Below are 15,496 nucleotides of genomic sequence, written 5' to 3'. Positions count from 1 at the left end.
CGAACTTCTCCCGTCGAGGGCGTGCTGGGCCGGTCAGGAGATGCCGAACTCCTTGCCGATGAACTCGAACACCTCGTCGTCGGAGGCGACGAGCAGGTCCGGGCCGCCGGGTTCGGGGTCGGGGTCCCACCGGGCGGCCAGTGCGCGCAGCCGTTCGGCGACCCGGCTCCGGTCGCCCGGTTCGTGCTCGGCGAGCGCCTTCTCCAGCCGGTCGAGACCGGCCTGCACCGGGTCGGTGTCGTCGGTGAGCAGCCCACGCAGGCGGCGCGCGAGAGCCGCGGGCGTGGGGTAGTCGAAGACGACCGTGCGAGCCAGGTCGAGCCCGGTGGCGGCGGCGAGCCGGTTGCGGAACTCGACCGAGGTGAGCGAGTCGAACCCGAGGTCGGCGAACGCCTGCTCCGGGGCGATCTCGTCGCGGTCGCCGTAACCGAGGACGGCCGAGGAGGTGACGAGCACCAACCGGGTGAGGGTGGCGACACGTTCCGGCTCGGACATGTCGACGAGCCGCCCGGCGAGGTCGACTGTGTCCTGCGTGGTTTCGGGCGCCGGGCGTGCGGCGGGGATGAGGTCGAGGAGGCGGGTGGGTCGGACGGCGGCGAGGCCGGGCGCGTACCGGGTCCAGTCGATGTCGGCGACGGTGAGGGTGGTGTCGCCGTTCCGGTTGGCGCGGTGCGCCGCGTCGACGGCCCGGCCCGGGTCGAGCGAGGTGACCCCGGCACGCCGCATCCACGCCTCGACGGCGGCGTCGACCCCCATGCCGGCGCCTGCCCAGGGGGACCAGGACACCGAGAGTGCGGGGAGTCCGAGGTCGGCGCGGTGCTGGGCGAGGGCATCGAGGAGGGAGTTCGCGGCGGCGTATGGCCCTTGGGCGGCGGCACCGATGCTGCCTGCGATGGACGCGCAGAGGATGAAGGTGGTGAGTGGCCGGTCGAGGGTCAGCTCGTGGAGGTGCCAGGCGGCCACGGACTTGGCGGCGAGGCCTGTGTGGAGGCGTTCGGGGGTGAGGTCGGTGAGCATGCCGTCGTCGAGGACCCCGGCGGCGTGGACGACCCCGGTGAGGTCGGTGATCGGGGCGAGCATGGCGGCGGTGGCGTCCCGGTCGGCGGTGTCACAGGCGACGACCCGGACCTCGGCACCGAGTCGGGTCAGCTCGGCGACCAGTGCCCTCGCCCCGGGCGCGTCGACACCCCGACGACTGGCGAGCACGAGCCGAGGAACCCCGCGCCGCACCAGATCCCGTGCGAAGTGCGCCCCGACCGCGCCGGTTCCCCCGGTGACGAGGAAGGTCCCGTCAGTGCGCATGCCGGGGGCTGCCTCGATCGTGGCACGGGAGTCGGGCGTGGAACGAGGAGCGGAGCCGGTGCGGGTTCCCGCTTTCGCCGGGCTGGCGGGGGCGGACGTGAGGCGGCGGCCGTAGGTGGTCCCGCGGAGGGCCACCTGGTCCTCCCCGTCGGGGTTGCCGAGCAGCGCGGCCAGCCGGGCGGCGGTCTCGGTGTCCACTGTGGCCGGTAGGTCGACCAGCCCACCCCAGCGGTCGGGGTGTTCCAGCGCCACACCCCTGCCCAGGCCCCAGATCGCCGCCTGCGCCGGCGCGCGTAACCGCTCCCCGCGCTCGGCCGTCACCGCGCCGCTGGTCACGCACCACAGCGGCGCGGTCACGCCCGCATCACCCAGAGCCTGGACCAGTGCCACCGTGCGGGTCAGCGACTCCGGCATGGCCGGCGGACCCGTCTCCGCCAGTGCCAGCAACGACACCACACCCGTGACATCCCCGTGGACGGCCAGTCGGGTGGCCAATGCCGGGCGGGTGTCCTCACCCTCCCTCACCACCAGCGTGGTGACGTCCGCGAAACCCGACAGCACCCTCGGGTCGTGGCCCTCCGGCACCACCGCCAACCAGCCCGACACGCGCCCGGGCCGGGGCGAACTCACCGGGGTCCAGCCGACCCGGTAGCGGATGCTGTCGGCCGCGGCACTGGTCTGCCTGCCCACGCGGTACGCCGACAGCGCGGGCAGCACTTCCTTCAGCGCCGCCGGGTCCACGTCGAGAGTGGCCGCCGTGTCCGGGCCCGCGGTCAGCTCCGTCCACCAGTCGTCGGAGCCGGCGTCGGGTTCCGGCGCCTCCTGCGGCCAGAACCTGCGGCCCTGGAACGGATACGTCGGCAGGTCCGCCAGCCGGGCGCCCGCCGTGAGCCCCGCCCAGTCCAGCGCCACGCCCGCCACGTGCAACCGTGCCAACGCCGTCGCCGCTGCCGCCGGTTCGGGCCTGTCCCTGCGCAGCACCGGCACCCCGTCGACCAGACCGGCGAGAGTGCTGTCCGGGCCCAGCTCCAGGAACAGGTCGGCACCCAGGTCCCTCGCGGTGCGCACGGCGTCGGCGAAGCGGACGGTCGCGCGGGCCTGACGACCCCAGTACGCCGGGTCCGTGAGGTCCGCATCGGTCGTGGCCGTCACCGTGGACACGACCGGCAGCGCGGGCGGCGTCGCGGCCACCCCGCGTGCGGTGCGCGTCAGCTGATCGGTCATGGCGTCCATATGGGACGAGTGAAACGCGTGCGCGACCGGCAAACGCCTAGTCTTTCCGCCCATTCGGGCCGCCGCCGCGAGTACCGCGTCCTCGTCACCGGACAGGACCACCGCCGACGGGCCGTTCACCGCCGCGAGGTCGACGCCCTCGCCGAGCGCCACCTCGGCCTCGGCAGCCTCCACCGCCACCATCACCCCGCCCGGTATGGCCTGCATCAGCCTGCCTCTCGCGACGACCAGCTCGGCCGCGCCCGCGAGGGTGAGCACCCCCGCCACGTGCGCCGCCGCCACCTCGCCGACCGAGTGCCCGATCACCAGGCCCGGCCGCACGCCCCACGACTCGACCAGCCGGTACAGCGCCACCTCGACGGCGAACAGCGCCGGTTGGGCGTACTCGGTGCGGCCCAACAGTTCCGCGTCGCACAGGACCTGCCGCAGCGGGCGGTCCAGGTGGCGGTCCAGCGCGGCGACGGCCTCCTCCAGCGCCTGGGCGAACACCGGGTGCGCGGCGGCCAGCCCATTGCCCATGCCGGGCCGCTGCGTGCCCTGTCCCGCGAACAGCACCGCCACCCTCGGCACGCCTCCGGTGCCGGTCACCAGCTCGGGGTGCGGTTCGCCGTTGGCGAGCGCGGTCAGGGCGGCGGCACGGCCCTGACGGTCCAGTGCGGTGACGGCCGCGCGGTGGGTGAAGGCGGTGCGGCCCGTGGCGAGGCTGCGTGCGACCGCGGCCGGGTCCAGTTCGCCCCGACCGGCGAGCCGTGCGGCCTGTTCCCGCAGCGCCTCGGGCGTGCGGGCGGAGAGCACCCAGGGCACCGCGGGGCCATCGGCAACGGCCTCCGGCTCCGGCGCCTGTTCCAGCACGACGTGGGCGTTGGTGCCACTCACCCCGAACGACGAGACCCCCGCCCGCCGCACCCGACCCGTCTCCGGCCACGCCACCGGCTCGGTCACCAGCGACACCGCTCCCGCCGACCAGTCCACGTGGGACGTCGGCGTCCCGGCGTGCAGCGTCGGCGGGACCACGCCGTGCCGCATGGCCTGCACCATCTTGATCACCCCGGCGACACCGGCGGCGGCCTGCGTGTGCCCGAGGTTCGACTTGATCGAACCCAGCAGGAGCGGCTGTTCGCGGTCCTGCCCGTAGGTGGCCAGCAGTGCCTGCGCCTCGATGGGATCACCCAGTGTCGTGCCCGTCCCGTGCGCCTCCACCACGTCCACCTCGGACCCCGACAAACCGGCCGACGCCAACGCCGCCCGGATCACCCGCTGCTGAGACGGACCGTTCGGCGCGGTCAACCCGTTCGACGCACCGTCGGAGTTCACCGCCGACCCACGAACCACCGCCAACACCTCGTGCCCCTTGCGGACCGCGTCCGACAGCCGCTCCAGCACCAGCACCCCGACGCCCTCCGACCAGCCGGTGCCGTCCGCGCCCTCGCCGAACGCCTTGCACCGGCCGTCCGGGGAAAGACCCCCCTGCGTGGTGAAGTCGACGAACGCCGCCGGTGTGGTCATCACCAGCACCCCGCTCGCCAGCGCCAGGTTCGACTCCCCCGCCCGCAGCGACCGCGCGGCGAGGTGCAGGGCGACCAGGGACGACGAGCACGCCGTGTCGACCGTGAGCGCCGGGCCCTCCAGCCCGAGCAGGTAGGCGACCCGGCCGGACAGCACGCTCGCGGCGTTGCCGAGCCCGACGTGGGCGAGCACGTCGGCGTCGGAGCGGCGCAGCAACTCCGGGTAGTCGTTGATGTTGCTGCCCGCGAAGACACCGGTGGCGGTGCCCGCCAGCGACGACGGGTCGATGCCCGCCTGTTCGACGGCCTCCCACGTGACCTCGAGGAGCAGCCGCTGCTGCGGGTCCATGGCCAGCGCCTCACGCGGCGAGATGCCGAAGAAAGCCGCGTCGAACCGGTCGGCGCCGGTGAGGAAGCCGCCCTCCCCGGTGGCGCTGCTCGTGGCCAGTGCCGCGAGGTCCCAGCCGCGGTCGGTGGGGAAGCCGGTGACCGCGTCCCGGCCCTCGGCGACCAGCCGCCACAGGTCGTCCGCGTTCGCGACCCCGCCCGGGTAGCGGCAGGCCATGCCCACGATCGCGATGGGGTCGCCGTCGTCCGCGCGAACGGTGACCGGTGCCTCGGGCCGGCCGCCGTCGAGGTGTGCGGCGAGCGCGGCCGGGGTGGGGTGGTCGAACACGAGCGTGGCGGGCAGCTCGCGGCCCAGGTCGGCGGCCAGCGCGTTGCGCAGCTCGACCGCGGTCAGCGAGTCGAACCCGAGCGACTGGAAGCTGCGGGCCGGGTCGACCGCGGACGCCGAACCGTGGCCGAGCACCGCGGCGGCCAGGCCCCGGACCAGTGCCAGCAGGTCGTCGTGCTGTGCCGGGGTGGGGACCGGCGTGGACCGGGCGCCCGGCATGGCACGCAGCAACGCACTCGGCCGGGGCAGGACCTCCGTGTAGCGGGCCCAGTCGACCTCGGCGACGGCGAGGGTGCGGTCGCCCGCGGCGGCGAGGGCGGCGAGGGCGGTGTCCTCGTCCATGGGGGTGATGCCTGCGCGGCGCATCCTGGCGACGACCGTCTCGTCGACGCCCGCCCACCTCGGCCAGGCGACGAGGGTGGCGGGCAGGCCGCGTTCACGGCGGTCTGCGACCCACGCGGCGGCGATGGCGTGTGCGGCGGCGTCGGCGCCCTGCCCCGGTCCGGCGAGCACGCCGGCCAGTGAGGCGAGGACGACGAACCGGGTGAGCGGCCTGCCCTCGGTCGCGGCCTCGGCGGCGGCGAGGCTCGCCCGCACGTCCTCGAGTGACCGCGCGACCTCGGCGGGGTCCATCGTGTCGATGACGCCGGAGCCGGTGGCGCGGACCGCGTGGTAGACGGCGGTCACGTCGTGTGTGGTGACCAGCTCGGCGAGCGCGGCGGCGTCCCGTGCGTCGGCGACGACGACCTCGGCGCCGGCCAGGTCCGCCTCGGTCTCCCGCCGCCCCACCAGCACGAGCCGTGGGACACCGGAGCGCGCCAGCCACGCGGCGACACGCCTGCCCGCGGCTCCGGTGCCGCCGAGCACCATGGCGGTCCCGGTCGGCGGTGCTTCGGCGGGTCGTTCGGCGGCGTGGACCAGTCGACGGGCGGTGAGCCCGGTGGCGGACAGGCGTACCTCGTCCTCGGTGCCCGCGGCGAGCACCGGCAGCACGGCGGCCGGGTCGGTTCCGGGGGCCAGCTCGACCAGACCACCCCAACGCCGCGGGTACTCGACGGCGGCGACCGTCCCGAGACCCCACAGGGCGGCGTGTTCGGGGCCGCTGGTCACGCACCACAGCACGGCGGAGCTGCCCGCGTCGCCGAGTGCCTGGAGCAGCGCGACCAGGCCGGCCGGGCCGATGTCGCCGACCGCGAGCACGCCGCCGGTGGCGGGCAGGCGGGTGGCCAGTTCGGCCCGGTCGGTGGTGTCGAGCACCGCCACCTCACCGCCGACCGCCGCCGCCAGCTCGCCGGCCAGGGCACTCGCGGGTGCGCCGACGACCAGCCACGGTCCCGTCACGACCCCCGGCGGCAGGTCGTGGACCGGCACCCACTCGACCTCGTGCGCTCGCACGCCCGTGGGTTCCGAGGGGCGCGGCCAGAACCGCTCCCGCTGGAAGGCGTAGGTGGGCAGCTCGACGCGGCGGGCGCCCGTGCCCGCGAACAGGGCGCGCCACTCGACCGGGACGCCACGCAGGTGCAGGGCGGCCAGTGCGGCGACGGCGGTGTCCTCCTCGGGCCGGTCCCGGCGCAGCAGCGCAACCGCGCCGGGCACGACGGCGCCGAGTGACCCGTCCGGTCCGATCTCGACCGCCACGTCGGCCGAGGCGGCGGTGACGGCGTCGGCGAACCGGACCGGCCTGCGCACCTGCTGGACCCAGTAGTCCACCGAGTCCATCCGGGCGGGCTCACCCGTCACCGTCGAGATCAGCGGGATCGTCGGCTCCCCGAAGACGACGCCGTCCAGCGCGCGGCGGAAGTCGTCGAGCATGGGATCCATGAGCGGGCTGTGGAACGCGTGGCTCACCCGCAGCCGCCGGCATCGGTAACCGGCGGCCGACAGCAGGCGCTCGGTCTCGGCGACCGCCTCGGCCGGGCCCGACACCGTCGTGGCGGCCGGGCCGTTCACCGCGGCCACCACCGCGCCCTCGGCGAGCAGGGGGACGACCTCGTCGGCGCCTGCCCGCACCGACAGCATCGCCCCGCCCCCGGGCAGCGCCCCCATCAGCCGGCCGCGCGCCACCACCAACCGACACGCGTCCACCAGCGACAACACACCAGCCACATGCGCCGCGGCGACCTCCCCCACCGAGTGCCCCACCACCACATCCGGCCGCACCCCCCACGACTCCAGCAGCCGGAACAACCCCACCTCGACCGCGAACAACGCGGGCTGGGCGTCCCGTGTCGTTTCCAAGTCAACTGTATGGGAAAGGGGATCCCGGCCCAGCTCGCCGGTGATCCCGGCGAGTGCGTCGGCGAACACCGGGAACCGCGCGGCCAGCTCACGGCCCATGCCGGCGCGTTGGGAGCCCTGTCCGGCGAACAGGAACGCGGTCACCGGCTCGACGGCGGGCGTGGCGGTGCCGGTCCGGACGCCGGGTGCCGCACCCGACGCGAGCCACTCGCGCAGCGCCGCCGCCGGGTCGGGGCCGGTCGCGGCGAGCCGGTGCGCGAACGCCGTGCGGCCGGTGGCCAGCGAGAACGCCACGTCGGCCGGGTCGGCCGGGACGGCGGCAAGGCGACCGACCTGGGCACGCAGCCCGGCCGCCGTCCTGGCGGAGACCAGCCACGGCAGCACCGCGACGGACCTGGCCTCGGGCACGTCGTCGGTCGCGGGTGCCTCCTCGAGCACCACGTGGGCGTTGGTGCCGCTGAAGCCGAACGACGACACGCCCGCCCGGCGCGGCCGCTCACCACGAGGCCAGTCCGTCGCCTCGGTCAGCAGGGCGAGCCCGCTCGCGGGCCAGTCGACGTGCGGTGACGGCACGTCGACGTGCAGGGTCGCGGGCAGCCGGGCGTGGCCGAGCGCGAGGACCATCTTGATCATCCCGGCCACACCCGCGGCGGCCTGCGTGTGGCCGAGGTTGGACTTCAGCGAGCCGAGCAGCACGGGCTCGTCGCGGTCCCGGCCGTAGGTGGCGGCCAGGGCGGCGGCCTCGATCGGGTCGCCGAGGCTGGTGCCGGTGCCGTGCGCCTCGACGACGTCGACGCCGTCGGCGGTGAGACCGGCGTCGGCGAGCGCGTCGCGGATCACCCGCTCCTGCGCGGGGCCGTTCGGCACGGTGAGACCACTGGTGGCGCCGTCGGAGTTCACCGCGCTGCCCCGCACCAGCGCGAGCACCGGATAGCCGAGCGCGCGGGCCGTCGACAGCCTGGCCAGCACGAGCACGCCGACGCCCTCGGCCCAGCTGGTGCCGTCCGCGGCGGCGGCGAACGCCTTGCACCGGCCGTCCGCCGCGATACCGCCCTGCCGGTCGAACTCGGCGAACACCTCCGGCACCGACACGACCGCGACCCCGGCGGCCAGCGCGAGGCTCGACTCCCCCGCCCGCAGCGACCGCACCGCCAGATGAACGGCGACCAGCGACGACGAGCACGCGGTGTCCACGGTGATCGACGGGCCGTGCAGCCCGAGTGCGTAGGACAGGCGCCCGGACAGCACGCTGGCGGTGTTGCCGGTGCTGATGTGGCCCTCGTCGCGTTCGGCCGAGGCCATCAGCAGCTCGGAGTAGGTCTGGCCGCTGGTGCCGACGAACACCCCGACGCGCTCGCCGGACAGCGAGCCCGGGGCGATGCCCGCCCGCTCGACGGCCTCCCAGCCGGTCTCCAGCAGCAGCCGCTGCTGGGGATCCATGGTGACGGCCTCGCGTGGCGCGATGCCGAAGAAGTCGGCGTCGAAGCGGTCGACGCCGGCCACGAAACCGCCGCGCCAGTGGCGGTCCCCCGCAGGCCAGCCCCGGTCGGCAGGCACGGTGGTGATCGCGTCGCGGCCCTGTGACAGCAGCTCCCACAGCCCGTCCGGGCCGGTCACCCCGCCGGGCAGCCTGCAGCCGATGCCGACGACCGCGACGGGCTCCTCCGCGCGGGCACGCAGCTCGTCGAGCCTGCGCCTGGTGTGGTGCAGGTCGGTGGTGACCCGCTTCAGGTAGTCGCGAAGCCTGTTCTCGCCTGCCATCGGGTCCCTCTCGCGTTCGGTCACGAGCCGCGCAGCTCGCGGTCGATGAACTCGAAGATGTCGTCGTCGCTCGCGTCGGCGATGCCGTCGACGAAGCCGTCGGCGAACCCGTCCTCGGCGCTGTCCGAGCCGGCAGGCTCCGGTGGCTCCAGCCGGTCGAGCAGCACGCGCAGCCGGACGGCGAACTCGGCGCGGGTGTCGGCGGCGAGGTCCTCGGCGACCACGGTCTCCAGCTCGGCGAGCACCGCGGCGGTGTCGGCGGCCGGGGTGAGGACCGGGCCGAGGCGGTCGAGCAGGTGCCCGGTCAGACGGGTCGCCGTGGGGTGGTCGAACACGACGGTGGGTGCCAGCCGCAGCCCCGTGCCCGCGGCGAGCCGGTTGCGCAGCTCGACCACGGTCAGCGAGTCGAAGCCGAGGTCGGTGAAGCCGCGGCCGGGGTCGACGGCGTCGGCCGAGCCGTGTCCGAGCACGGCGGCGACCTGCTCGCGGACGTAGCCGAGCAGGGTGCGCCGACGCTCGCCCGGTCCCTGCGCGCAGAGCCGGTCCACGAGGCTCGGGCCGCTGCCGTTCGCCCCGGCCGCGACCCGCCGGGCAGGGCCGGCGACCACCGACCGCAGCAGCGGGGGCAGGTCGGCGTCGGCACGCAGGGTGGGCAGGTCGAACCGGACCGGGACGGGCGCGGGGTCGGCGCGGGCGAGGGCGGCGTCGAACAGGGCGAGACCCTCGGCGGTGGTGAGGGCGATCGTGCCCGCGCGGGCGGCCCGGCGGGTGTCGGTGCCGGTCAGGGCGGCGGTCATGCCGGTGTCGCCGGTCCACGGTCCCCACCGCAGGGCGGTCGCGGGCGACCCGAGGCGGGCGCGGTGGGCGAGCAGGGCGTCGAGGCCTGCGTTGGCGGCGGCGTAGGCGGCCTGGCCGGGACCGCCGACCGTGCCGACCACCGAGGAGTAGCCGACGAACGCGGCGAGGTCCGCGTCCCTGGTCAGCTCGTGCAGCACGAGGGCGGCGTCGGACTTGGGGGCGGCGACCGCGGCGAGGCGTTCTGGGGTGAGCGTGGCCAGCACGCCGTCGTCGACCACGCCCGCGGCGTGCACCACGGCGGTGAGGGGGTGCTCGGCGGGCACCGCGGCCAGTACGTCGGCGACCTGGTCGGCACGGGAGACGTCGCAGGCGGCGATGGTGACGTGCGCGCCGAGTTCGCGGAGGTCGGCAGCCAGCTCGTCGGCGCCGGGGGCATCCGGGCCGCGGCGGCCGAGCAGCAGCAGCCTGGTGGCGCCGTGCTCGGTGACGAGGTGGCGGGCCAGTGCCGCGCCGAGGCCGCCGGTGCCGCCCGTGATCAGGACGGTGCCGTCGCGGCGCCACGGGGCGGGGATGGTGAGCACGACCTTGCCGACGTGCCTGGCCTCGCGCAGGTGGCGGAAGGCCGATGGTGCGTGGCGGACGTCCCAGGTGGTGACCGGCAGGGGCAGGACGACGCCGAGAGCGGCGAGGTCGACCAGTGCGGCGAGCATCTCCGCGATGCGGTCGGCACCGGCCTCGACGAGGTCGAAGGCGCGGTAGGAGATGTCGGGCAGGGCGGCGGGGTCGCGGAGGTCGGACTTACCCAGCTCGGCGAAGCGCCCGCCGGGGGCCAGCAGGTCGAGGGAGGCGTCGGTCAGCTCCCCGGCGAGCGAGTTGAGGACGACGTCGACGCCACGGCCGCCGGTCGCGGCGCGGAAGCGGTCGGCGAACTCGGGGGTGCGGGAGGAGGCGATCCGCTCGGGTGGGAGGCCGAGTGCCCGCAGGGCGCCCCACTTGGCGGGGCTGGCCGTGGCGTAGACGGTGGCGCCGAGGTGGTGGGCGAGCCGGATCGCGGCCATGCCGACACCGCCGGCGCCCGCGTGGACGAGCACCGACTCGCCGGGGGTGAGCCGGGTGAGGTCGACGAGGGCGTAGTAGGCGGTGAGGTAGGCCATGGGCACGGTCGCGGCGTCGGCGAGGGACCAGCCCGCCGGTACGCGGGTGACCACGCGCCGGTCGACGGTGAGGGTGGGCGCGAACGCACCGGCGGGCAGGCCCATCACCCGGTCGCCGGGGACGAGGTCGGTGACCCCGGGACCGGTCGCGAGGACCACGCCGGCGCCTTCGACGCCCAGCGGGCCGGGTTCGGCGCCGGCGGCCATGCCGAGGGTGGACAGGACGTCACGGAAGTTGACGCCGGCGGCACGCATCCCCAGCAGCACTTCGCCGGGACCTGGCTGCCCTGCCGGGGCGGGCACGGCGACGAGCCCGTCGACCGTGCCGCTGCCGGTGGCCGCGAGTCGCCAGCCGTCACCGGCGCCCAGGGTCACCTCGACGGCCGCCGCCGACCGCACGGTTGCGGGCTCGAGCGTGTCGCCGACGCCACAGGCGGGTACCTCGACGATCTCCCCCGCCTGCCGCGTGAGCCTGGGCACGAGCACACCGCCACGACGCACCGCGACCTGCGGTTCTCCCACCGCGAGGGCGGCCGTCAGAGCTGTAGGGCTCGGTTCGTCGAGGTCGACCAGTACCAGCCGCTCGGGCTCCTCCCACTGGAGTGCCCGGACCAGGCCCCACACCGGCGCCGCCGCGAGGCCGGGTAGCGCGTCGCCCGGCGCGGCGGCCACGGCTCCGGACGTGACCACGACCAGCCGCGCGTGGGCCGCCGTGTCCCGGCCCACCCAGTCGCGCACCGCGTCGAGGACCCGGGGGGTGGCGTCGTCGGTGGCGGGCACCGCCAGGACGGTGTACGGGGCCACCGGGTCGGTGACCTGTGGCAGGCCGAGTGCGAACACGTCCTCGCCCACGAGTGCCAGCTCGGCGGGAGCCGCCCCCGTGGTCTCCGGAACCACCCACGCCACGGTGAACAACGCCTCGGCCGGGTCGGGGCCTGCCGTGAGGTCCGCGGTCGCCGCGGGGCGCAGTACCAGGGAGTCGACGGACGCGACCGGCGCGCCTGCCACGTCGGTCAGCACCATCCTCACCGCCTCCGGACCCGCGGAACGCAGCCGCACCCGCAGCGTCGTCGCGCCCCCGGCCTGCAGGGTCACGCCCTCCCACGCGAACGGCAGCCTCGCCGGGTCGCCGCCGGGGTGGGTGAACGCGGCGGCGTGGAGTGCCGCGTCGAGCAGCGCGGGATGCAGGCCGAAGCCGGTGGCCGACTCGCCTTCGGGCAGTGCGACCTCGGCCAGCACGTCGTCGCCCTGTCGCCACACCGCGCTGAGCGCCCGGAACGCGGGGCCGTAGCGGAACCCGGCGGCGGCCAGTCGCTCGTAGAAACCGTCGAGCGGCACGGGTTCCGCGTCGCGCGGCGGCCACACCGTGTCCCCGGCGGGCGTGTCGGCGGGGTCGGCCGTGGTCAGCACGCCACCCGCGTGTCGGACCCACGCCCGCGCCTCGGTGGCGGCGCTGAACACCGCCACGGTCCGGTCGCCGTCGGCATCCGGCTCGCCCAGCACGACCTGCAGCCGCACCCCGCCGGACTCCGGCAGCACGAGTGGGCGCTCGATGGTCAGCTCCCGGACACGACCGAGGCCGACCTCGTCGCCCGCCCGGACGGCGAGGTCGAGGAACGCGGTGCCGGGGAGCAGGATCGTGTCGCCGACGCGGTGGTCGGCCAGCCACGGATGGGTGTGCGTGGCCAGCCGGCCGGTGAGCAGCAGCCCGCCGGTCGCCGGCAGCGGCACGGCGGCCCCGACCAGTGGGTGCCCGGTGTCGCCGATGCCGACCGCGTCCACCTCGACGTCGGCGAACCGGGACGGCCAGAACCGCTGTCGCCGGAAGGGGTAGGTGGGCAGGTCGATCCGGCGGGCCCCGGTGCCCGCCAGCACCTCGCGCCAGTCGACCGGCGACCCGAGGGTGTGGAGCCGGGCGAGCGCGGTGACGACCTCGGTCTCCTCGTCGGTGGCCGTGTCGCGGCGTGTGCGGCACAGGGGCACGGCGTCCACGTCCCCCGCCGAGGACAGCGACCCGTCCGGGCCGACCTCGACGACCACGGTGGCGCCTCGGGCCACGGCCGTGGCCACGGCGTCGGCGAACCGCACCGGCCTGCGCACCTGCTCGACCCAGTACTCCGCCGAGTCCATCCGGGCCTGCTCGCCCGTCACCGTCGAGATCAGCGGGATCGTCGGCTCCCCGAAGGCGATCCCGGCGAGCACCTGCCGGAACTCGTCGAGCATCGGCTCCATCAGCGGGCTGTGGAACGCGTGGCTCACCCGCAGCGGCCTGGTCCGGTGTCCCGCGTCGACGAGCCTGCGCTCGGTCGCGTCCACGCCCGCCTCCGGGCCGGCCACCACCACGGCGGCCGGGCCGTTCACCGCGGCGACCACGACACCGTCGGCCAGGAACGGCACCACGTCGCTCTCGGCGGCCCGCACCGACAGCATCGCGCCACCGACCGGCAGCGCACCCATCAGGCGTGCCCGCGCGGTGACCAGTGTGCAGGCGTCGGCGAGGGTGAGGACGCCGGCCACGTGCGCGGCCGCGACCTCCCCCACCGAGTGCCCGACGAGGAACTCCGGCCGCACGCCCCACGACGCCAGGAGCCCGAACAACGCGACCTCGAACGCGAACAACGCGGGCTGCGTGAACTCCGTCTCGTCGAGCAACTCGCCGCCGTCGATCACGGCACGCAGCGAGCGGCCCAGCTCCGCGTCGAGTGCCGCGAGGACCTCGGTGTAGGCGGCGGCGAAGACCGGGAACCGGGCGGCGAGGTCGCGGCCCATGCCGGCACGCTGCGCGCCCTGGCCCGCGAACACGAACACCGGCACGCCGTCTCCGGCGTGGCCCGTCACCACGCCCGGCGCGGCCCTGCCCTCGGCGAGCGCGGCCAGCCCGGCGGCGAGCCCGTCGCGGTCCGCGGCCACCACGACCGCCCGGTGCGGCAGGTGGGCGCGGGTGGTGGCCGTCGACAGCGCCAGGTCGCCCAGCCCACCCGGTGTGGCGGCAAGGCTCGCGGCCTGGGCACGCAGCGCGTCCGGGTCGGGGGCCGACAGCAGCACCGGCAACGCGGTGGCGACGTAGGGCGCCGCGGGCTCGGCCGCGGGCACCTCGGGGGCCTGCTCGACGATGACGTGCACGTTGGTGCCGCTGGCGCCGAACGAGGACACCCCGGCCCGTCGCGCACGCCCGGTCTCCGGCCAGGACACCGGCTCGGTCACGAGTGACACCGCGCCCGCCGACCAGTCCACACGGGTCGACGGGACCTCGGCGTGCAGGCTCGCGGGCACGGTGCCGTGCCGCATCGCCTGCACCACCTTGATGATCCCGGCGACCCCGGCGGCGGCCTGGGCGTGGCCGAGGTTGGACTTGACCGACCCGAGCAGCAGCGGCACGGACCGGTCCTGGCCGTAGGTGGCCAGCAGTGCCTCCGCCTCGATCGGGTCGCCGAGCACGGTGCCGGTGCCGTGGGCCTCCACGACGTCCACGTCGGCAGGCGTCAGGCCGGCGGACGCCAGCGCCGACCGGATCACCCGCTGCTGTGACGGGCCGTTCGGCGCGGTGAGCCCGTTGGAGGCGCCGTCGGAGTTCACCGCCGAACCACGGACCACCGCCAGCACCTCGTGGCCGTTGCGGCGCGCGTCCGACAGCCGCTCCAGCACCAGCACCCCGACGCCCTCCGACCAACCGGTGCCCTCGGCCGAGTCGGCGAACGAGCGGCACCGGCCGCCTGCCGCGAGCCCGCCCTGTGCGGTGAACCCGGTGAACGCGTCCGGGCTCGACATCACCATCACGCCGCCCGCCAACGCGAGCGAGCACTCTCCCGACCGCAGCGCCTGCCCCGCCCAGTGCAGCGCGACCAGCGACGACGAGCACGCCGTGTCCACGGTGACCGACGGGCCCTCCAGCCCGAGCGCGTAGGAGACGCGGCCCGACAGCACGCTGGCGACCGTGCCCGCCAGGTGGTGGCCGCGCACGTCCGCGGGCGGCCGGTAGTCGGTGCCGACCGCGCCGACGAACACCCCGGTGTCGCCGCCGCGCAGGGCGACCGCGTCGATTCCCGCCCGTTCCAGTGACTCCCACGCGACCTCGAGGAGCAGCCGCTGCTGCGGGTCCATCGCCAGTGCCTCACGCGGCGAGATCCCGAAGAAGTCCGCGTCGAAGCTCGCGACGTCGGCCAGGAACCCGCCCTCTGCCGTGGCGCTGGTCGTGCGTAGCGCGTCGAGGTCCCAGCCGCGGTCGGTGGGGAACCCGGCGATGGCGTCCCGGCCCTGGGCGACGAGGCGCCACAGGTCGTCGGGGTCCGCGACGCCGCCCGGGTAGCGGCACGCCATGCCGACGATCGCGATCGGCTCGCCCGGCTCGACGGTGGCGGTCGTGGCGCCCTCGGGCGTGGCGGCCGGGTCGAGCAGCAGGTCCGCGAGGTGGCCCGCGAGCCGTGCCGGGGTCGGGTGGTCGAACACGGTGGCGGTCGGCAGCGCGGCACCCGTGGCACCACGCAGCCGGTTGCGCAGCTCGACGCCGGTCAGCGAGTCGAACCCGAGGTCGGCGAAGCCCTGGTCCGGCCCGACCCGGCTGGTGTCGCCGTGTCCGAGCACGGCGGCGGCGGTCTCCCTGACCAGCGTCAGCAACGCGCGTTCCGCCTCGGGGCGGGGCAGCGCCGCCAGCGGGTCGGCGGGTGTGGCGGGCGTCGCCGGTCGCTCGGCACGCACCGGACCGGTCTCGGGCCAGTACCGCCTGCGCTGGAAGGGATAGGTGGGCAGCTCGACCCGGCGGGCGCCCGTGCCCGCGAAGACGGTGGTCCAGTCGACCGGGACGCCGACGGTGAACGCCTCGCCGAGCGCGA

Annotated in this window: 2 protein-coding genes (1 of these 2 only partly in view); both read right to left on the bottom strand. The window is 75.9% G+C overall.

Annotated features, from left to right (window positions below; translation table 11 throughout):
• Window positions 1-33: 33 nt before the first annotated feature.
• Window positions 34-8,715, bottom strand: coding sequence for a type I polyketide synthase (locus CLV71_RS24915; protein ID WP_133905345.1), 8,682 nt, complete (start codon window positions 8,713-8,715; stop codon window positions 34-36).
• A gap of 20 nt (window positions 8,716-8,735) precedes the next feature.
• Window positions 8,736-15,496 carry the 3' portion of a type I polyketide synthase gene (locus tag CLV71_RS24910; protein WP_133905255.1) on the bottom strand. The gene runs 2,542 nt beyond the window's last position, so 6,761 of the gene's 9,303 nt are visible here — the last part of the coding sequence; its start codon lies off the right edge, out of view; the stop codon is at window positions 8,736-8,738.

It is taken from the genome of Actinophytocola oryzae, assembly GCF_004364325.1.
GTDB lineage: Bacteria > Actinomycetota > Actinomycetes > Mycobacteriales > Pseudonocardiaceae > Actinophytocola > Actinophytocola oryzae.
This window is presented reverse-complemented; position numbering and strand designations above follow the sequence as displayed.